General features: G+C 71.6%; 16 protein-coding genes. All 16 read right to left on the bottom strand.

Translation table 11 applies throughout. The features are described 5' to 3' along the window. Positions 1 to 120: 120 nt before the first annotated feature. Positions 121 to 1,233, bottom strand: coding sequence for a type VI secretion system protein TssA (gene tssA / locus IP92_RS24420; protein WP_145880172.1), 1,113 nt, complete (start codon positions 1,231 to 1,233; stop codon positions 121 to 123). After that, on the bottom strand, positions 1,230 to 5,222 hold the full coding sequence (locus IP92_RS24415; protein ID WP_145880170.1) for a type VI secretion system protein: 3,993 nt from the start codon (positions 5,220 to 5,222) through the stop codon (positions 1,230 to 1,232). The genes tssA and IP92_RS24415 overlap by 4 nt, the downstream gene beginning before the upstream one ends. Then, complete coding sequence (locus tag IP92_RS24410; RefSeq protein ID WP_145880168.1) at positions 5,216 to 6,016, bottom strand: DotU family type IV/VI secretion system protein; 801 nt, start codon at positions 6,014 to 6,016, stop codon at positions 5,216 to 5,218. The genes IP92_RS24415 and IP92_RS24410 overlap by 7 nt, the downstream gene beginning before the upstream one ends. A 2-nt stretch (positions 6,017 to 6,018) precedes the next feature. Continuing rightward, positions 6,019 to 7,347, bottom strand: coding sequence for a type VI secretion system baseplate subunit TssK (tssK, locus tag IP92_RS24405; protein WP_229418954.1), 1,329 nt, complete (start codon positions 7,345 to 7,347; stop codon positions 6,019 to 6,021). A 13-nt stretch (positions 7,348 to 7,360) separates the two neighbouring features. Further along, positions 7,361 to 7,879 (bottom strand): hypothetical protein, encoded by a 519-nt coding sequence (locus IP92_RS24400; protein WP_229418953.1) that lies wholly within the window; start codon positions 7,877 to 7,879, stop codon positions 7,361 to 7,363. Then, entirely contained in the window at positions 7,876 to 8,061 is a 186-nt protein-coding gene (locus IP92_RS24395) for a hypothetical protein (protein WP_145880166.1), read from the bottom strand. Before IP92_RS24395 ends, IP92_RS24400 begins: the two co-directional genes overlap by 4 nt. Before the next feature lie 21 nt (positions 8,062 to 8,082). Next, the gene (locus IP92_RS24390) at positions 8,083 to 8,469 is read right to left on the bottom strand and encodes a DUF4280 domain-containing protein (protein WP_145880257.1); all 387 of its coding nucleotides are present in this window, start codon (positions 8,467 to 8,469) and stop codon (positions 8,083 to 8,085) included. Beyond that, positions 8,469 to 9,155, bottom strand: coding sequence for a toxin-antitoxin system YwqK family antitoxin (locus IP92_RS24385; RefSeq protein ID WP_229418952.1), 687 nt, complete (start codon positions 9,153 to 9,155; stop codon positions 8,469 to 8,471). Before IP92_RS24385 ends, IP92_RS24390 begins: the two co-directional genes overlap by 1 nt. Continuing rightward, positions 9,156 to 11,117, bottom strand: a complete 1,962-nt coding sequence (locus tag IP92_RS24380) for a type VI secretion system Vgr family protein (protein WP_145880164.1) — start codon at positions 11,115 to 11,117, stop codon at positions 9,156 to 9,158. Next, positions 11,114 to 13,711, bottom strand: coding sequence for a type VI secretion system ATPase TssH (gene tssH / locus IP92_RS24375; RefSeq protein WP_145880162.1), 2,598 nt, complete (start codon positions 13,709 to 13,711; stop codon positions 11,114 to 11,116). The genes IP92_RS24380 and tssH overlap by 4 nt, the downstream gene beginning before the upstream one ends. A gap of 2 nt (positions 13,712 to 13,713) precedes the next feature. Continuing rightward, positions 13,714 to 14,697, bottom strand: coding sequence for a type VI secretion system baseplate subunit TssG (gene tssG / locus IP92_RS24370; protein WP_145880159.1), 984 nt, complete (start codon positions 14,695 to 14,697; stop codon positions 13,714 to 13,716). Then, the gene (gene tssF, locus IP92_RS24365) at positions 14,685 to 16,427 is read right to left on the bottom strand and encodes a type VI secretion system baseplate subunit TssF (protein ID WP_145880156.1); all 1,743 of its coding nucleotides are present in this window, start codon (positions 16,425 to 16,427) and stop codon (positions 14,685 to 14,687) included. The genes tssG and tssF overlap by 13 nt, the downstream gene beginning before the upstream one ends. Positions 16,428 to 16,437: 10 nt before the next feature. Then, on the bottom strand, positions 16,438 to 16,860 hold the full coding sequence (tssE, locus tag IP92_RS24360; RefSeq protein ID WP_229418951.1) for a type VI secretion system baseplate subunit TssE: 423 nt from the start codon (positions 16,858 to 16,860) through the stop codon (positions 16,438 to 16,440). Between the two features lie 77 nt (positions 16,861 to 16,937). Next, a complete protein-coding gene (locus tag IP92_RS24355) occupies positions 16,938 to 18,008 on the bottom strand; it encodes a hypothetical protein (protein ID WP_145880154.1) in 1,071 nt (356 codons plus the stop codon). Between the two features lie 25 nt (positions 18,009 to 18,033). Continuing rightward, positions 18,034 to 19,023: a hypothetical protein gene (locus tag IP92_RS24350; protein ID WP_145880151.1), complete on the bottom strand. Its 990-nt coding sequence runs from the start codon at positions 19,021 to 19,023 to the stop codon at positions 18,034 to 18,036. Positions 19,024 to 19,083: 60 nt separating this feature from the next. Next, positions 19,084 to 20,613 carry an eCIS core domain-containing protein gene (locus IP92_RS24345; protein WP_158206868.1) on the bottom strand — a complete coding sequence of 510 codons (1,530 nt, stop codon included), beginning with the start codon at positions 20,611 to 20,613 and terminating at the stop codon, positions 19,084 to 19,086. Position 20,614 lies beyond the last annotated feature (1 nt).

Genomic DNA, 20,614 nt, shown 5'->3' with positions numbered 1-20,614 from the left:
TCCCACGCAATGTCGTTGTCGATTGTTCGGGCGGCTTTTGTCGCTCGCGGAACGCATTGTGTTGAGTTGCAGCAAAAATTTGAATGATCCAGATCATGAAATGACCCGATACCGGGCGGACTACATCTTCAGGCCTAGTACGCCGATCAGGCGGTTCAAGTCTCCTTCCTCGCGGATGATTTCAGCGATCAGCTCCGGCAACGGCATCGCGCCCCAGTGCAGCGCGCGCCGGATCAGGAACGGAACGGGGCTGTGCGGTTCGATCTCCATCAGGTACGCGGCCAGCGCGTCGAGCGTCGCATACGCGTCGGCGCGGTTGCGCCAGCCGGCTGTGGCAATGCCCGGCACCACGTCCGCCGGCAACACGGGCGCCAACGCCACCGGGTCGCCCGGAACCGCGATCGGCGCGGCCGCCGGCAGCGCCGGCGCATCCAGCACGAGCGCGGCGCCGGCCGGTTCCAGGTGCGCGAGCGCGCGCAGCGCCGCTTCCAGCGTGGCCTGCAGGCGCGCCAGGTTCGGCGCCTGCGCACCGAGCTGGCGCACCAGGCCCTCGTGGATCGCGTGCAGCGCGGCGCAGCTCTGCGCCACCGCCGCGCGCGTGCTGCGCAGGGCCGCCGGCGCGCGCAACGCCAGCTCCCGCGTGCCGGCGCGCGTGAGCGGCGCGTCGTCGCCGCCGGGCGCGGCCGCCTCGCCGGCCACTTCCTGCGCCGTCATCCGTTCCCACGCGGCCAGGGCCAGGAACGGCGGCTTGCGGTCGTCCAGCGGCAGCAACGGCGCGTGCACGGCCACCTGCTGGCCCAGCGCCTCGTTCAGCCACTCCAGCGGGGCGAGGCGCTGGTCGCAGTCGCCGTCGTCCTCGATGGCCGGATACAGCCCGCTCCAGTACGTGGCCAGCAGGCCGTCGAGCAGGCGCAGGCCCAGCGCCAGGCCCGGGTAGCCGCGCTGGCGCAGCCATGCTTCCACGAGCCACACGGCGATCTGCAGGTGCTTCGAACGGGTCGTCAGCACGTCCACGCACAGCGCCTCGATGGCCGGCCAGTCGGCCTCCTTCAGCGGGCGCTCCCACTGGCGCATCGGCAGCGCCGGGTCGTCCTCCTCGCGCAGCAGCCGGATGCGCGTGAACACCGCATCGAAGCCGGCCGGCGCGCCGCATGGCGCATCGGGCGCGATCGGCGCCAGCAACTGGTCGAGCATGTGCCGCTCGCTGTCGACAGGATCGGTCATCGTATTCATTGGGCCGCCGTGGTGAGTTGGTTGGCGCTTTCCTGCCACAGCGGCACGCGCGCCGGATAGACCGTGGGCCAAGCGAGAGGTGCCTGCTTGCCGGGCGCGCTGACGGCCAGCCGCACGAACACCCGCGCCCGCACGGCGGCCGCGGCCTGCTGCACGGGAAACTCGAAGCGCAGCAGCGCCGCGCGCGGGTCGCCGGGCGTGTCGGCGTCGCGCTGCGCGCCGATAAAGCTGAACAGCGCCCACGGGTCGTCGAAACGATACGTCACCGCGCGCTCGGCCACCGTCATGTGCGCCTGCGCCGCATCGGCGCGCGGCACACCGGCGCCATCGCGCGCGAAGCGCAGCGCCAGCAGCACCGGCATGCCCGGCTCCCAGCGCAACGCCCGCACCGGCTCGCCCAGCCGCACGGTGGCCGGGCCGATCACCAGGCTCCAGTCGATGATCTGGTTCGCGCCGGCCTCGCCCTGCCCGGCGGCGCGGAACTGCACCGTGACGTCGAGCCCCGCGGCCTGGCCGGGATCGGCCGGATACAGCGGCGCCAGCACGTCGCGGATGCGGCGCAGCTGCTCGCCCGCGTCGCGCACGGCGATGCCGGCCGCGCCGCCATCGGCCTGCGCACCGGCCGCCCTGGCCCGGTCGAACTGTTTCAGCGCCGCGCCGACGGTATCGCGATCGGCCGGTGCCGCCGCGCTGCCCGGCACGGCGGCGAACGGCGCATGCTGGGCCAGGTCGCGGTTGTACACCTCGGCGAAGCGTTCCCACTCGCTGCGGTAGCGGCTCGCGGACAGCTCACGGCAGCGCGCCAGCAAGCCCGTTTGCAGCGCGCTCAGGCGCTCCGCGAACACGTCGCCGCCGCGCCGCCAGGCCGCCCGTGCCGTCAGCTTCTCCGTGCAGTTGCCCAGGTCCAGATCGGCGCCGGGGCCGACGATGAACTGCTCGAGCGCCATCAGCGAGCTGGCGGGGCTCTTCAGGCGATAGCGCCGCACGTCGGCGACGATCGCCTGCCAGCGCGCCGCCACCGGGTGGCCGGCCGCCACCCGCGCCAGCTGCGCCAGCACGGCTTCGGCCTCCCGCGCCACGGTGTCGACGAATTCCTGCTGCTGCGCCACGTAGGCGCCGAGCGCCGCCGCGTCGCCGGCGCCGAACGCATCGAGCAGCGCCCCCTTCTCGCCCTTCCACGTGCCGAACGCGCGGTCCCTCGGCACGAACACGTCGGCCGCAGCGAAGGCCTCGTCGAGACGCAGCAGGCGTGCCACGGCGTCGCGCGCCAGCACGGCATCCAGCTCCGCCGTCACGTGATCGGCGCCGATCTCCTGCAGCCACGCGCGCACTCGCAGCACGGCGGCCCGTTCCCCGTCGCCACTGCCCGGCAGCTCGACGGGCACCACGTTCAGCGCCCGCGTCAACAGGCTCTGCGCGGTGGCGGCAAGCGCTTCGTCGGCCAGCACGCCGGCCGGGTGCTGCAGCGCCGCCGGCAGTTTCGCGTACGGACCGGCCAGGAACGTGCGGCGCGCGTCGGGCAGGTGCAGCGCCTGTTCCAGCAGCGCCTTGTCCCACCCGACGGTGCCGTTGCCGGCCGTGGCGAACGCGCTCTCCGGCGGCGCCGTCATGAACGGTTGCGCGACGAGGCCGGCCACCGCCTCGTGCAGCGCCTTGCGCTCGGCGCTGAAGGCCCAGCCGGCGCCCGTCCACACGAGGCCCGCGCCGCTGCCGGTGCCGGCCAATGGCCCCGGCGCGGACAGCGCCGCGTTCCACAGGACGGCGAAGCGCCCGAAACCGTCGGCCGCCAGGCGCTGGTGTTCCAGCACGGCCGGCTTGCCCAGCAGCGCGTTGGCGCCGATGCGCCCGAGCAGCGCGTCGTATCCCGGCCCCAGGGTCAGCACGTCCTGGTGCATCCAGGCGCCCTTGCCGCCGGCGAGCTGGCTTTGCTGCAGGTCCAGCGTGTCGCGCACCGTGTGCCACACTTGCAGGTGGCCGGCCAGGCTCGTCTCGAACGCGCTGCCGTCGGCCAGCGCCGCCAGGCTCGTGCCCAAGGTGCGCTCGGAGGCGAGCAAGCCATTCCCGTCGAACAGGCGTTCGTACATCGCCTCGCCGGCGCGCCGCAACGCGCAGCGCGATGCGGCCTGCAGCGGCTCAAGCGCCAGCGACGGCTCGCGCTGCGCCACCGTGCGGAACACGGCGGCCGTGCGGGCCGGCGCACCGCCGGTCAACTCGGTGCCCAGCAACACGCGCACGACGAGGGCCAGGTCGGCGCCCGCGGGCCGGCCGGACTCGGCGCGCTTCAAGCGCAGCATCGCGGCCAGTACGCGATCGAGTTCGTCGAGCTTGCCGAGGTACGCCAGCGTGGCGCGGTACTGCGGCAGGTCTTCCAGGTTCAGCGCCGCGGGCGCCGGCAGCCCCGTCTGTTCGCGCCAACCGGCCGGCAAGCTGCACTGCGCGCCGCCGATCAGCGCACCGGTCGCGCTGTCGACGGGCACGCCCGTCAACCGGCTGACGCGCAGGAACGCGGCGCGGCGCAGCGGCTCGAACGCGTTGTCGGCAAAGCCCTGCTCGAGCCGGCGCACCACGCGCTGGTGCAAGTCGTCGAACACGGGCCACGAGCCGGGCATGAACACGGAGCTGAAATGGGCGGACCCGAGCCGCTCGATGTTCTGCAGCGCGTCCGTCGCCCGCTGCTGGCCGCGCTGCGCGTCAAGGCCGCCGCCCTGCCCGGCGCGCAGGCTGGCGCGGGTATCGCGATTGAGCGCCTGGAGCGACCCGGTCAGGCTGTCGCCCAGGTGGTTGAGCCGCACGGTGGCCACGACAAGCCCGACGGCCCACACGGCCGGCACCGCCAGCGCGGCCCAGTGCACGGCGCGAGTGGCGGCGGGCCGGCGCAGGCGCTGCGACGACGACTGCACGAGGCCCACCTCGGCGAAGATCTTGCGCTCGAAGACGTCGCGCAGGAACACCGGCATGCGATCCATCGCGGCGGGCACGAGCTCGCTGGCGCCCGGTGGCTGCACCGTGCCGGCCAGCAGCGCGGCCGACGCGCCCCGATCGCCCGTCAGGTACACGCCGCGCAGCAGGAACGGCTCGTGGTAGGCGCTCGGCCGCATCAACTCCTCGCAGAACAGCTTCAGGCCGGCGCGCAGCCGTTCCAGCTCGCCCGGCAGCATGAAGTACGTGGCGCTGTCGGCACCGGCCGGCTCCAGCGCGCACAGCTCGGCGCAGCGGTCGGCGGCGGCACCGACGATCTCGTCGACCGCCTCGTCGACCCACTGGGCCCGGAACGGTGCCACCAGCTCGAACGGTGCCGACCAGCCCAGCATCGAGCGGCACAGCGCATCCGGCAGCGCGGCCCCGAACGCGGCGAAACCGGGCAGCGTGTCGCATTCCGTCACGATCAGGTAGACGGGAATGCGCAGCGCCAGGCGGTTCTGCGCCAGCCACAGGCGCCGGTGCAGCGCCTGAGCGCGCGCCGTCAGGACCGCCTGCTCTTCCGGGCCGGCGGCCAGCAGCGCCGCGGCCGGCACAGCCAGCACGATGCTGTCGATCGGCCGCTGCGGCCGGTACCCGCGGCACAGGCCCAGCAGGTGGTCCCACACGCCGCCGCGCGCATCGGGCGCGCCCAGGTGCTCCCCCTGCAATTGCACGACCACGCCCGCGTCGAAGAAATGCCAGTCGATGCCGTGCCCCGCGGCGGTCGCCGCGCTGTCGGTACCGAGCGCACTGGGGATGCCGGCCTGGCCCAGCGGCAGCGGCCGCGCCGCGCTGTCGTTCAGCAGCAGCGCCCACGGCAATGTGTAGCGTTCGGCCCGCGCCGCGAGGTTCCCCTCGATCAGCTTGACGGCGCGGCGGAACGACCGGCGCAGCGTGTCGGCGCCCAGCGGGGCCTGGCCGGTGCCGCGCAGCGCCGCCGCCACGACAAGCCCCAGCAGCAGCGCCACCAGCAGCGTGACGAGCAGCAGCGTGGCAATCGCCACGTTATCGGCGAGATCGTTCAGCATGATGCGGTCTCCCACGCGGCGCGGCCCGGCGCGGCAACGGATGCGAGCTGGGCGAGCGGCGCGTCGACGGCGTCGCGCACGGGCCACGACTGCCACAGCCAGAGGAGTTCGGACACGCCGAGGAGCAGCAGCAGCGCGACGGCGAGCATCACGCCGCGCCGGCTCAGCTTCGGCAGCCGGCGCCCGCCGCCATACGTCAGCGTACTGGCATAGGGTTGCTCCGCCAGCACTGCGTCGCGCCCGCCCAGATCCGCCGGGCGCTGGTAGATCAGCTGGAACAGCTCGCGGCGGCAGGCGGCGATCGGCCCGAGGTCGGCGCTGCCGCGGTAGCGGCCCTGGAAGCCCAGCGACAGCAGGTGCAGGTACAGCCGGGCCACGCCGCGCCGGCCCGCGTCGCGCTCGCGCAGCAGTTGCTCGATGTCCGCGAACACCTGCTGGCCCGCGTAGGCCGTGTTGAACAGCGTCGCCTCCAGCAGCACATGCTGCCAGTGCTGGCGGCCGGCCCAGTCGGTGTGCAGCAGCACCTCGTCGGCCAGTGCCGCCTTCACGAAGCGGGCCTGCAATTCCGCGTCCAGGCCCGCCTTGCCGCCCTGCCGGCCCGCTTCCAGCGTGTGCAGCTCGATCAGCTGCACGAGCTGGCGCGACAGCGCCTCGGCGCCCGCCTGCGCCTCGTGCTCGCCCAGCCTGGTGGCGGCCTGCGCCGCTTGCGCCAGCACGGCGGCGAAGTGGCGGAACTGGCTCGACGCCAGGTCGTCCCGCCCGGCCGCCGCACGTTCATTCGATTGGTTCGTCATGATCACCCCCTGATGAAGAGGACAAGTTCGAGCGGCCGGTGGGCCGCCACGTGTTCGTTGATATTGCTGACCTGGAGCGCCTGCTCGGCCACGATGAATTCGGCCGCCGGCTCGATCGCGTACAGCAGGTAGCCGGTTCCTTCGCGCAGCCCAAGTTCCGGCGCCGCGTCGATGCGGGAGCGCCCGGCGCCCAGCACGCGCCGCTCGCACAGCGCCGTCCACACGTTGCGCGAGCCGATCACGGCGCCGGCCATCCACTGCGTCAGCTCGCGCTCGCCCGGGCCCCGCAAGCCCACCACGAGGCGCTTGCCCAGCCACTCCGGGCGCAGCGGCAGCGAGAAGGCGCGGCCGTCGAACGCGAACGTGCAGGTCCGCCACTCCTGGCTGACCTCCCCGGCCAGGTCTTCCAGCGCGCCCAGCACCATGTCGAAGGCCGCGTAGCTGTCGCCATGCCGGTACGGCGGCGGCGCGATCGGCACGGCACCGGGCCGCAGCGCCGCCAGCGGCCCCAGTTGCGCGCACAGCGCCAGGTACAGCGCGTGCGGCTGGATCGTCGCGTCGCCCAGCACCGCTTCGAGCAACGGCAGGTGCTGCACGAGGCTCGCGAGCCGGCCCTTCTGTTCCAGCGCCGCGAGGCGGTCCTCGAGGCGCGACGACGGCGCCGTGCCCTGGCGCGCCAGGAATACCGCCTTGCTGCGCATGTGCGCCGCCAGCTCCCGCGCGCGGCGGCACAGGTCGGCATCGGCCGGTACCGCCAGTTGCGCGGGCCAGAACGGCGCGCGGCGCACGATCTCGTTGGCCTTCTGCAGCGTCATCAGGTGCAGCGCGACCCACGCCGGTCCCGGCGCCTTGCCGGCGATCAGCTGCAGGTTGGCGGCCATGCGCGGCACCTCGCAGGCCAGCGCGTCGGAGACCTCGTCGTCCACGGCCGCGCTGTCGATACCGCGGAACATCGCCGGCTGGCCGGGCAGGCGCAGCGAACGCAGCGCGCCGACCGCCAGGTGGATGGGCAGGTCGCCGCCGTCCAGCGCGGCGCCAAACGGCGCCAGGTCCAGCTCCAGCGGGCGGTCCTGGGCGCGCGTGGCGTCGTAGCACACCGGCATCCCGTTCGGGAGGATCGCCTCCAGCAGGAGGATGCGCAGCAGGCCCGTCGTCAGGCGCGCTTCGTCGACGACGAGGCGGCGCACGCCCCATGCGCACGGCTGCGCGGCGAGCGACTGCCACGCCACCAGCGCGTCGATCCGCGCGCTCTCCTGCTGGAACTGCTGCGGCGCGAGCAGCATGCCTTCGTGCCACTGGATCCGGTCCAACAACTGTGCTTCGGCGATCATGGTTCTTCCTCGTTCAACGGGCGGTGCCCGGTGTGGTGCCGGCCATGCCGGCGGCGACGAACTCCTGGGCGTTCAGCTGCAGCACGCAGCTGGGCCGGTCCAGCGCCAGGCGCAGCCGGTGCTCGCCGGGATTCGCATAGTTGGCGAAGGCCAGCGCGGCCCACGCGCGCTCCTTGCGGTAGCGCTCCGGCTGCAGGCGGATCAGCTGCCCCGGCGTGATCTCCACGGCCAGCACCGTCAACCCGTCCGGGAACGTGCGCAGCAGGTTCTCGCGCGCGCCGAAATACTTCGCCGCCGACATCGCCGACAGGCTCTCCAGCAACGCCGGGTCCTTGACCAGCACGATGTCGACGGCCAGCGCGCTGTCGGCATTCGCATCCGGCGCGGCGGCCAGCGTGACGTTGGCCCAATCCGGCTTGACGGGCGCCGGCGCCAGGCCCACCAGCGCCTTCGCGCCGGACAGCGCGCCGCAGCCGGCCAGCGCGGCCGCGGCGAGCAACGCCAGCGCCATGCGGCCGAGCGCATTAGTCATGGCGCGGCCTTCGGCGCCGGCGTGGCGCGTTCGAGCGGCGCCGGCAAGGCCGGGCCGGCCGTTTCGGCCGCCATCCGCACGCCGATCTGGAAGCCCAGCGCGAGCAGCAGCACGACCAGCGCCACGGCGCACAGCACCCCCAGCACGACCAGGCGTTTGGTGAATTTGAATCGGAATTCCATCTTCGGCCTCGCAAAGTAAAGTCACGGAATCGCCACGGTCAGTTGACCGGGCACGGAGATTTCAATCACGCCGCCGGCCGTGCACATCAGCTTCGACGCGTCGTTCAGCGCGGGCATGCCGCCCACCAGCACCGTCGGCGCACCGGGCGTCCACGGTGCGGACGTCATCGGCACGCACGGCATCGGCGTCAGCACGCCCTGCGCGGCCGCCGTGGCGGCGGCCACCTGCGGATTGCCGAGCGACGAACACATCGCGAACGACGTCACGTTCACCATCGGCTTGTTGTCCATGATCGACGCGGCCGCCATGCCCGTCGTCACGCCGCTTTGCGGCAGCACGTTCAGCGTGCCGGGCGCCGCGCCGAACGAGCACTTGAGCAGCGCGCCGCCGCATACCTGCTGTCCCATCATTCCCCCCGCAGCAATGCCTTGATCCGTTCGAACAGGGCCGGCGCCGCCTCCGCGTGGCCGATCCGCTTGCCGCGCCGGTCGTAGCGCGCCGGCTCCTCCACCGGCACGCCGTCGCGGTAGTGCACTTCCTCCATCAGGGCGCCATCGGGCCAGAAGCGCCGCACCGCGCCGTGCAGCAGATTGGCGCGGTAGGTGCAGCGCTGCACCACGGTGCCGTGCCCGTCGCGGTCCACCGCTTCGCCATCCAGCAGTCCGTTGCGGTAGACCGCACTGCGCACCTCGCGGCCCTCGTGGTAGAACGTGGCCGGGCCATCGGGCTTGCCGGCGGCGAACGTCAGCCGCGCGGTCACCTGGCCCGCTTCGTCGTACGACAGCGAAGGGCCGCTGGCCACGCCGTCGGCCATCTCCTGCGCGGCCACACGGCGGCCGTTGACGAACGTCTCCATCAGGCCGTGGGCCGCGCCGTGGCGGAACTCGCCGCGCTGCACCAGCGCGCCATCCGGCCCGTAGGCGCGCATCGTGCCGTGCAGCTTGCCGTGCGCGAAGTGCGCGGCAAGCGCCGGCAGTCCGGCCGGGCCGTACTCCTCATAGTCGCCGTGCAGCGCACCGCCGGCCATCGCGCAGCGCAGCAGCAGCCGGCCCGTGTCGTCCCGCTCCTCGATCGTCGTCGGCACGCCGTCCATCTAGTTCACCTTCGCCAGTGCGCCCTTGAGCGTCAGGTTGGCGCCCGCCTCCACCGTGTGCGCGGCATCGGCCTTGCTGTTGATGATCGTGGCTTTACTTTCGATCTTCAGGCCCGCGCTGTGCAGCAGCGCCTTGCCGGCCTTGTTCGTCAGGTCGGTGCCCGCCTCGCAGGCGAGCGCCGTGCCGGCCTTCGCCGACAGCGCCTGCGCCGCCTCCAGCGCCAGCGCATCCTTCGTCACCAGCTTCAGCGCGCCCGTCACCGTGATCGTCAGGCTGCCGTCCACCGTCAGCGCGTAGTCGCCTTTCACCGTATGCGTGAACGCCGCGTCGTTCGCATGCGTCTCGGCGCCTTTCACCGTCACGGCGCGCTTGCCGGCCACCGTGTGCGTTTCGCTGCCCTTCTTCAGTTCGACCGTGCGGTCGCCCTCCTCCAGCGTGTGCACCTGCGCGCCCTTGCGCACGGTGGTGGTCAGCGCGTTCTCGATCTCCGTCAGCATGTCCTTTTGCGCGTGCAGATACAGCTGTTCGGCATCTTTTTTGTCCTCGAAGCGCAGCTCGTTACCGGCCGTGCCTTCCTTCGACGAACGGGTGCGCAGGATCGTCTGCGTCTGGTCCGCCGGCAGCGCGGCAGGCGTGGTGTTGTTCCCGTTGTAGACGCAGCCGGTGACGAGCGGCCGGTCCGGATCGCCGTCGACGTACGCGATCACCACCTCGTGGCCCACGCGCGGCAGGAACAGCGCGCCGAAACCGCTGCCGGCGGCCGGCTGCGCCACGCGCACCCACGGCGCGCGCTCCGGATCGGCCGCGCCGCGGTCCCACGGAAAACGCACCTTCACGCGGCCATGCCGGTCGGTCCAGATCTCCTCGCCGTCCGGCCCGACCACGACGGCCGTCTCGCAGCCGGTGGCGCGCGGGCGCGGCGTGACGACGGCCGGGCGGAACGGCACCGCGGCGGGAAACGCCTCGAATGTGTTCTGGTAACCGCCGCCGTGCGCCACGTGGTGCACGCGGCGCAGTACAAACGCGCCGTTCAGCGCCGGCACGAAGTGGCCGGACAGCGTGAAGCGCGTGCCGGCGGCCACCGCCTGGCAGTTGCTGTCGCCGTGGAGCGCGCGCGCATCCACCTGCGCCGCCTCGACGCGCAGCCGGGCCAGCGCCTGGGCCTGCGCCACCGTCGTCTGTCCGCCGGCGAACTCGTAGATCGCGCCCTTGCCGGCGTCACCCGTGCCGCTGCCCTCGAGCGACGTATCCGGGGTGCGGAAGTCGTAGTCGCTGACGGTGGCTTCGCGCGTCACGAGCCGGTGTTCGTGCACGAAGCGGGTGACGGCGTCGCCAGGCTGCGTCAGCCCGGTGCCGGGCCAGTAGCGCAGCGCGGCGCCGCCGGCGCACTCGGCGAAGTGGGCCGGATCGTCGGCCAGCACCATCCGGTGGCCGCTGGCGTCGAACGTGAAGTAATAGGCGATGCCCGCGTGCTCCATCAGCCGCGCCACGAAGTCGAACGCCGTCTCGTCGTATTGCACGCAGTAGTCGCGCTGCGGATAGGTGCCGGCCAGCTTCGAGTCGTACTGCACGCCGAATTGGGCCAGCACGTCGCAGACGATCGCATCGGTCGTCTGGTTGGCGTAGATACGCCGGTCGCGCGCCAGGGTCAGCAGCCACAGCGTGGGCACCAGCTCGGCCTCGTAGACGGCGAAGTCGTGGTCCTGGCCCGTCTGCACGAAGCGCGCCACGACGCCGCCGAGGTGGCGATTGGCGCCGCCCGGCGCGGCGATCGTCACGTTCATCTCCTTGCCGATCGCGGCGGCCGGGTCGAGCGCCGTACTGCCGGAACGCATCGTCAGATGGAAGCGGAACGGCTCGGAAATGCCCTCGCTGCCTTCGACGCGGTCCAGCAGCAGGTCGTCGGCGCCGAACGGCGACACGATCCGCAGCAGCCCGCCCTGCTGGAACTGCGTTCTCATGGCGCCCCCCGCAACGGCGCGTCGCGGAACGCGTAGGCGAAGCGCGCGCCGTCCATCCGCATATGCACGGCGCCGAACGGGCTGGCCGTGGCGATCCGCTCCAGCACGTGCGCCGCCAGCTCCGGCAGCACCGTCTGCGTGAGGATGAATTCGATGTTGCGCGCGCCGCTGTCGGCCTCCGTGCAGCGTGCCGCGATGGCCGCGGCCACCGCGTCGTCCCACGTGAAGCGGGCCTGGTGGTGGGCGGCGAAGCGCTGTGCGAGCCGGGCCAGCTTCATCTCGGCGATGACGGCGATCTGCGCATCCTCCAGCGGGTAGTACGGCACCAGCACCACGCGGCCGAGGAAGGCGGGGCTGAAGCGGCGCAGCAGCGCGGGGCGCAGCAGCTCGGCCAGTTGGGCCGGATCCGGCCGCGCATGCCGGCATGCCTCCGTGACGACTTCCTGCGCCGCGTTCGACGTCAACAGGATCACCGTATTGCGAAAGTCGATCGGCGTGCCTTCGCCGTCGTCCATCGTGCCCTTGTCGAACACCTGGAAGAACAGCTCGAGCACGTCGGGATGGGCCTTTTCCATCTCGTCCAGCAGCACCACGCTGTACGGCCGGCGGCGCACGGCTTCCGTCAACACGCCGCCCTTGCCGTAGCCGACGTAGCCGGGCGGCGCGCCCTTCAGGCTGGAAATCGAATGCGCCTCCTGGAACTCGGACATGTTGATCGTGACGAGATTGCGCTCGCCGCCGTACAGCAGCTCGGCCAGCGCGGCCGCCGTCTCAGTCTTGCCGACACCGCTCGGCCCCACCAGCATGAACACGCCGACCGGCTTGCCGGGGTCGTCGAGCGCGGCGCGGAACGTGCGCACGCGGCTGGCGATCGCGTCGAGCGCCGCATCCTGGCCGATCACCCGTTCGCACAGCCGGTCGTGCAACTGCAGTACCGTATGCACTTCGTCGGCCAGCATGCGGCCGACGGGGATGCCGGTCCAGCTGGCGACGACGTCGGCGACCGTGGCCGCGTCGACACACGCCGCCACCAGCGCCTCGCCGTCCTGGATCGTCTCGAGCCCCTTCTGCAGGCGCCGCAGCAGGGCCGCATCGGCCTGCGGATCGTCCGTGCCGGCGGCGATGCGGCGCCGCAGCGCCACGATCTCGTCGACGGCGCGGCGCTCCTCGTCCAGCTTGGCGCGCAATTGCGCCGTCCGTTCGCGCAGGCGGGCCAGCGCCGCCGCGGCGCGCTCGGCCTCGCCAGGATCCGCTTCGCCGCGCGCCAGCCTGCCGCGCAGCACCTGCAGCGCTTCCTCGGCCAGCGCCGCCTCATGCTCGAGCTCTTCCAGCTGGGGCGGCGTGCCGGCGAGGGCCAGGGCGACGCGCGCGCAGGCCGTGTCGAGCACGCCGATGGCCTTGTCCGGCAGCTGGCGGCCGGCGATGTAGCGGTGCGACAGGCGCACCGCCTCCGCCACCGCCTCGTCGAGGATCTCGACCTGGTGGTGCCGCGCCAGCACGGCGGCCACGCCGCGCAGCATGCCGAGCGCCGCTTCCGGTGTCGGCTCGTCGACCTTGACGACCTGGAAGCGCCGGGCCAGTGCGGGATCCCGTTCCACGTGCTTCTTGTATTCGGCCCAGGTGGTGGCGGCGATCGTGCGCAGCTCGCCGCGCGCCAGCGCCGGCTTCAGCAGGTTGGCCGCGTCGCCCTGCCCTTCCGCGCCGCCCGCGCCGATCAGCTGGTGCGCCTCGTCGATGAACAGGATCACGGCGGGCGTCGCGCCGCGCACCTCCGCGATGACGGACTTCAGGCGGTGCTCGAACTCGCCGCGCACGCCGGCGCCGGCCTGCAGCAGCGCCAGGTCCAGCGCGCACACGCGCACGTTCGCCAGCGCCGCCGGCACGTCGCCCGCCGCCACGCGCAGCGCGAAGCCTTCCACGACCGCCGTCTTGCCGACGCCCGCCTCGCCCGTCAGGATCGGATTGTTCTGGCGCCGCCGCAGCAGGATGTCGACGACCTGGCGGATCTCGGCGTGCCGGCCGCGCACCGGGTCGATGCGGCCGGCACGCGCCAGCGCCGTCATGTCCACCGTGTACCGCTCCAGCGCCGTGCCGCCCGCCTGCGCCGGCAGCGCATCGTCACCGGCAGTACCGGCCAGCAGGCGCGGCAGCTCCATCTTCAGCCGCTCGCGCGGGATCGTCAGCAGCGCCGGCGCGGTCTCGAGCAGCGCGCCGCGCAGGCTGTCCACGTCCAGCATCGCCAGCAGCAGCGCACCGGCGCGGATGTGCTGCCCACCCAGCTGCACCGACGTGGCAAGCCACGCCTGCTCGAACAGCGCGGTGAAGTGCGGCGACAGCGCGGGCGTGCGGCCGTTGCCTCGTTTGAATGCCGCCAGGCTGGCCTGCGCCTGCGCACGCACGGTGGCCGGCTCGACGGCGAAGTGGGCCAGCAGCCGCGCGAACTCCGTGCCGTCCGGCTCGGCCAGCGCCAGCAGCAGGTGTTCCAGCTCGACGTTGAAATGCGTCTCCTGCACGCACAGCTCGGCGGCGCGACTCATCGCGCCCCGGCATTCGGCATCCAGCTTCGCCAGCAGTGCACGGATATCGGTCTGCATCGTCAGCTCCGCAATGTGAAGACGGGTTGCGTGTAGGTCGCGCCGCTGACGCCGGCGCTGCACAGCCAGGCGCTGTGGCCCAGGCGTGGCGGCAGCGCCTGCCCGACGCCGAGCCGCGTGGCCGGCTGGATGGCCAGCGTGGGCCGCAGCGTGACGGCGATGTCCTGCTGCAGGTGGCGCGCCACGAGCCACGCCAGCAGGCCGTGTTGCGCCCCCGCCGGCAGCAGCGCCGCGAATGGCGCGGGGGCCAGCGGCGGCGTCGTCAGCGCGATGGCCGCCGCCTGGTCCCATCCCCGCGCGCCGAGGCTGGAGCCGCCGCCCAGGCTGTGCGCGCCGAGCCGGGCCCGGTCGCGTGGCGCCAATTCGCGCCAGCGGCCCACCATCTGGCGCCCGTCGAAAGCGATGCCGGTGCGGTCGCGCAGCACGGCCAGCAGCGTGGCGAGCGAACGCGGGGCCGCACCCTGCAGGCTGGCGTGGCGCAGCCAGGCCGGCGCGCCGTCCGGACCGCGCACGCCTTCGGCAAGGCCAAGGCCGGACAGCGCGTCGAGCGCGCGCACGAGGGCCGCGCTGTCCTGCGCGTGGGGGCGCAGCGCGAGGTGGCGCTTGCTGCGGCCGCGGTACCAGAACCCCAGCAGGCGGCCGTTGAAGATGTCGAGGAAATCGAGCCCGGCGTGGTCGCGCTGGCGGCGCCGTTCCAGCAGCAGCTCGGCGAACGGCGTGGCCAGCGGGCCGTGGCCGCCGGCCAGTGTCAGCGCGGCCGTGCGCAACGTCAGCGCCGGGCCGGCACTGGCGCTGTTGCGCACACTGGCCACGTCGCTGGCCGGGAACGCGAAATCGGTCTGGCCGGCCAGCCGCACCGCTTCGTCGATGCCGGCGGACGTGCCCACCGCCGCCCGTGCCGGCTCGCTCCGTTCGAGCAGGCTGATGGCCTGGAACAGGTCGAAGCCGTACGGCGCGCGGCGCAGCTGGGCGATCAGATCAGACATTGCCGCCCCGTCAGCGCCGGCCATTGCTTCCACAGCTCGCCGCGCCGCACGACGGCCAGCCGGACAAACGAGTTCGCCGTGGTGTACAGCGCGAAGAAGCGCGCCAGCACGCCGGCCAGCACGAGCGGCGACGTGCCCGCGAACGCATCGGCATCGAATTCGAGCTCGATGTCGGTGCCGCGGCAATGGCCACGCCACGTGTCGGTGCCCAGCCGCGCCATCGCGCTGGCCGCGCGCAGGCTGGCGATGCCGCGGATCTGCACCTGGTCGCGTGCGCCGCCGCCGGCGAACAACAGCAGCATGCGCTGAAGCGTCTGCACGCCGGCCGTGCCGTCCACCAGCGAATGGTGGTTCAGGCGCATCAGCGCCACCAGCGCCCACAGCGCCTTCGTGCCGAGCGCCGGCGCACGCTGGGCGCTCGGCTGGTACAGTGCGCGGATGACGGTCGAGGTGGCGATGCCGTCGCCGTAAAAGCGCGTGCCGGGCGCCACGTGGTCGGCCAGCTGCCGGTTCGTGCACAGCAGCTCGGCGTACATCACCGGCTCGGTCAGCGCGGCGCGCACGTCCTGCCGGTCGACGAAGGCCAGGTATACGTCCGTGCCGGCGATCCCCTTGCGCAGGCTCGTCTCGCGCCGCATCGTCCAGCCGAGCGGCGCGGTGTCACCGTCGGCGAACGCGTTCGGGATCGTCTCGGTGCGCTCCTGCAGCGGGCTCGATGCCGTCACGGCCAGCACGGTATGCACTTCCAGCACGGCGTCGCGGCGCCGGTCCGGCACCAGCAGGTATTCGTGATGGCGCCGGTCGTACGCGATCGGCTCGCTCGTGACGGGGAACAGGTTCACGGCCGGCACGCAGTTGGTCAGCACGTGCGCCGGCCCGAGCACCGCCAGCACGGGCGCGCTGTACGCGAACACGAGGCGCACGGAAAAGCCCGTGCCGTGGCCCAGCCGGCCGCGCAGGCCGCGCAGGTCGAAGAACTGGAACTTGCGGGGGAATGCGAAGTACTCCTGCAGCAGTCCGTAGGCCGGATGGCCGTGGCCCGGTTGGCACAGCAGCGCCTCGTCCTCCGCGTAGCCGGCCTCGGTGAGCGCGCCGGCGCCGAGCCGGTGCACGGTACCGCCGCCGACCAGTTCGACGTGCTGCAACGCGCCGGCCAGCATCTCGTGCAGCGGCATCGTCGTCAGCAGGTCGCCGGCCAGGTGCAGGCGCAGCGTGTCCAGCTCCAGTTCGGCGACGTCCATGCCGCCGTCCGTGCAAAAGTCCAGGCGCAACGTGCGCGGCTCCTCCTGCACGACGGCGGCCACGCGCAGCGGCCACAGGGTGGCATCCCAGCCCACCCGGAATGCGCAGCGCTCGCCCGTCGTGGCGGTGGCCGACAGCAGCGTGCCGCGCCGCACGCGCATGCCGGCGGTGACCTTGCCTTCGCCGGGGTCCAGCGTCAGCTGCATCACCGTCATCGCGGGCACCGGACGGGTAAGGTGCGGGCACAGGCTATCGAGCATCGCGGCGGCGACGTCCGGCAGGTCGCGGTCCAGGTCGCGGTGCACGCGCGCCGTCAGGAAGGCCACCGATTCGATCAGGTGCTCGGTGTGCGGGTCGGCCGCCTCGCCGTCGGCCAGGCGCAGGTGCCGCGCCACCTTCGGGTAGCGCGCCGCGAAGTCGGCCGACTGCGTGCGCAGGTAGGCCAGTTCGCGGCGGTAGTATTCGAGCAGGTCGTCCTGGCCGTTCATCGCACGCTCCTCATGCCGGCTGCGCCGTGCCGCCGTCGACCAGCATGTGGAAGTGCACATGCGACAGGTGCCAGCCCAGCGCCACGGCCGCATCGATCTGGATGCGCGCATTGGTCGGGCGCGCCGTGTCGCGCACGATATGCACGTGCACCTGCGACAGCCGCGGCTCGTACAGCGCGATGGCCCGCGCCACCACCTGTTCCCAGCGCGCCAGGTCGGTGGCCGACTGCGGCGACAGGCCGAGCGTATCGGGCAGGCCGTAGTGCAGCACCGTGGGCGCATCGCCGAGGAATTCCTCGATCGTCAGCCCGTTGCGGACGTTGAACAGGCGCACCAGGTCGCGGCGCAGCGCATGCTGCGGTGCCGGTTCGTCGTCATCCGCCGCCAGCTTGCCGGCGAGGCGGTCGAACAGCGGAGTGTGGGTGGTGGTCATCGGAATCTCCTGCGACAGGTGTATGGCGATGGTAGGCAGCCGCGGGGAGGTAACACAAGTAACAGCGACGGTATCGGTCATGCCGCCCCGGACCCGCTGCGCGGGGAGCCCCGCTGTGCGCCGCCGCTGGACGACACCGGTCCGGCGCTGCCGGCCGCGCCACTTGCCGGAGCACTGCCGGAAGCGTTCTGCGACGGGGCCTGCGCCGCGCCCGCGGCGGCGGGGCCGGAATGCTCTGCCGCTGCCGGGGCCGCGCCCGGCGCGGCGGGTGCGGGCCGCGGATACGTCGCGGTGCGCACGCCGCCTTTCGGCACGTGGTAGAAACCGGACAGGCGGTAACCCGGCAGGGGCCTCACCCGCGGGTCGCGGATCAATCGTCCGGCCACGTCCAGGTTCGTCGCCTCGCCCTGCCCCGGCTTGTGGCTCCAGTAGCCGGTGTTGTCCTGCCGGTACCAGTGATAGTCGTTCTCGGCGATGAACAGGGCCGCGAGGTAGTGGCCAGGAATATTGGCCGGCTGGTAGCCGGGCTGCTCCGACCCGATGCATGATTTCAGACCTGCCATGTTCATCTTGCCGCGGGCCATATCGTCGAGCATCACCCGAAAGCGCACGTCCGCCTCCACGGTGCGGGCCGGCGCCGCGAAACCGCCAGCCGGCTGCGGCTTGCGGGCCACTTTCTCATACTCCGCATGCCCCGTCGCCATGTACGACACGAACTCGGCGGGATAATACTGCGCTAGGAGCAATCCGGGATGCGGCAGTTCGTCATTGCCCTCCTTGTCGTACCGGTCGTTGCAGGCGTAGGCGTAGCAATTGGTTTTCACCCTGACGTTGTGCGTGTTCCACGCATTGGGCTCATACGGCGGATGCGCTGAGGGATCGACGATGGCGATCAGGCCAAGGCCCGGGCAGAGCGAGCGCGCCGCCAGCAGCGCAATGTCCAGCTCCTGCCGGATCGGCTGCCCTCGTTCCGCGTATTCCCGCGGGTCCTGCATCTGCCACGCATTCAGGCAGCGCCCAACCGCATCGAGCATCTGCTCGGACGGGGCCAGATGAAACGACTCGATCGCCCCGATGAGCAGGCGCAGGCGCGACGACGGCCAGTGTATCGCGCGCGAGGTGCGCGCCCTGAAGTCGCTTAACAGCATCGGTGCCTCCTTGGCGGGCCGTTCGTTACAGCGCCGAGCGGCGTTGGCCCGGGTCGAGGATCGAAGTCACATCCATCACGAACTGGCCTACCACTTGTTTCAACAGCGCCGGCGCGGGAGCGTGCTTGACGTACGAATCGCCGAGATCGCGAAAAAGCCGCAGGCTGTCGAGCGGCGTCGATGACAGCTTGAACAGCTCGACCAGGCAGCGGTCCATCTGCAGCAGCATCGCATCGCGCGGACGCTGCGGTGCCGCCGCCTGCGTGCGCAGCTGGAAGTTCTTCAGGAGCAGCCACCCCAAGCGCAGCAGCTTCACATGGCCCAGGTTGACGCCGAGATGCACGCCCAGCTTTTCCATGTTGTGCGCGTCGATGCGGGTGCGCGCCTCGCCATCCTTGAGCCAGTCGTTGTTCAGGTTGGGGATGAAGAACTGCCAGGCGCGCAGCACGCCGATCTTGAACGGCATCTGGACGCCCGGCCTCACCTGGGTCTCGAACGGCAGCACGGCGGGTTCATAGCCCAGCTCCGCGCTGCCGGTCCTGCTCTGCTTGTCGCGGCGGTCCTTGTTCTTCACGGGATCGTCGGAGAGGTTCATCGGTGCGAATTCGCCCCAGAAGCAGCTGACCTTGCACCCGTCCTTGATCGTGATCTCGACGTACTCCTCCAGGTCGTTCCACTCGACCTTGACGGCGCTCATGAACCTGACCATCGAGCTCATGTCGATCCCGTTCAGGTAGGCCTGCCTGAACCGGCCGGCGGCTCCTTCGGTATCTTCCTCGTATGGCGCCACCGGCGTCCACCATGGCGTCATGCGCCGCTGCCCCGTTCCGCCCTCCTGCGCCGGTTTGGAGGTCCATTCGGGCGCGCCATCGGACGTCAGCTTGTACAGCTTGAACGGCCCGGTCAGCGTCACCACGCGGACGGTGTCGCCCTTGAAGCCCTCGCGATCGCTCGCGCGAATGACCTCGTCCTTCTGGAAATCGGCCTGCGACAATCCCGCATTCAGATGGCTCATGCTGTGCTCCCTGAGTAGTCACACCGCACGGCAACGGCCGCCGCGCGGTCCTTCGATCGCTCAAACAAGCGGCGGATTGCCGCCGTTCAGCCAGATGTCGTCCAGGATCGGGTGCACCTGGTGGGGCGTGTTGTGCCGGTACGAGGCGCGCGCGTCGAACGGCACCTGGTAATTGGCCGCTGCCACCATCACCTCGTAGTACGTGTGGATCGGCGTACATGCCTTGGCGTAGACCTGGTTCCAGAACGCGAAGATCGCGTAGGCCAGCGCGATCCGCTCGCTGGCGGGCGCGTCGGCGGCGTCGGCGAGGGCCATCATCTGCGACACCGTGAACGACGGTCCCGCCTGCATCTGGTAGTTCAGTTGGCGGCCGGCCTGCACGACCTCGAATTGCTCGTTCACGGTACCGAGGTTGTTGCGCATGTCGCGTTTATGGATCTCGATGTCCTGGTGGGTCACCGGATCCCGCCACTGCAACAGGCGATACAGGTGCTCGTCCCCCGCCCGCTTCTTGATGAACTCCATCATGTCGTGCAGCAGTGCCGTATTGACCGCGATCGTATTGGCCGTGCATTTCTTCAAGCCGCTGAGGGGCGTGAGGTAACAGTGGTATTGCCAGTAGCTGCCGCGGAACGTCCAATTCTCCTCGCCGGGCGAGTAGCCCAGCCAGCTGCTGAACGCGGATTGCGTGACGTTGAGCGTCGCGCACACGTTCGTCCAATACACGACGATCCGTTGCGCGAGCGTGCGCAGCTCCTGCGCGATCCAGGGCGTGCGCAGCACGGCCTTGGCAAGCGCCTCTTCGAACAGCGCGCTGGGCTGCGAACGCACCTCCCCCAGCAACGCGGTCGCCAATTCGGCGTAGGTGTTGTAGTACTTCAGTTCCGCCGTGCGGCCCAGCACCATGCGCGCCAGCGCGGTGGCATCCAGGCCGAATTTGCGGGCGATGACGCCCGGCGCGGTATAGACCTGGCCGCCCAACGTCAGGCCCATCCAGCGCCGGAATACTTCCAGCGCGGCGTTGAGCTGCCCTTGCGTCGCTCCCAATTGCTGCAGCTGATGCGTCAGCAGCGGCTCTTCCGCCGCGTAGTCCGTCATCAGGCGGTAATGGCTCTCGATGAGGTTCCACGACGTGCCCCGGAAGTGCGAGTCGCGGGTTGCCAGCTGGTTGATCGCCATCTTCACGTAAGGCTGGAAGGCGACGGCCGCCAGGGGCCCGGCAGCCTGCTCCACCGTCAGCGACGGGCCTTGCGCGATGAAGGCCGCCCCGGCGGGCGGGGTCGCGATGCGGCGCAGCGCCGCCGCGGCCACGGCATCGGCCTGCGCTTCGAGGCCGGCATCGCACCACAACACGTCGCCACCGGCCACGGAAGGCGGCCGGGCACCCTGCCGCTGCTGCAGCACGTGCGCGAGTTCATGCAACACGAGCGCCAGTCCTTCGGCCGTATGTGGAGCACACTCGCCCGGCGCGAAGAACACGCTGTCGGCACAGGCAACGGCCGCGACGTCCGGTGCGAGCGGTTGGGCAAGCTGATAATAGCCCACGTCCGCGATCGCCGGCCCGAAGGCGCGGCCCAGGACCTCGCGCAAG

Source organism: Pseudoduganella flava, assembly GCF_007830495.1.
Classification (GTDB): domain Bacteria; phylum Pseudomonadota; class Gammaproteobacteria; order Burkholderiales; family Burkholderiaceae_D; genus Rugamonas; species Rugamonas flava.
The sequence above is the reverse complement of the archived record's forward strand: the minus strand, read 5'-3'. Positions and strand labels throughout refer to the sequence as shown.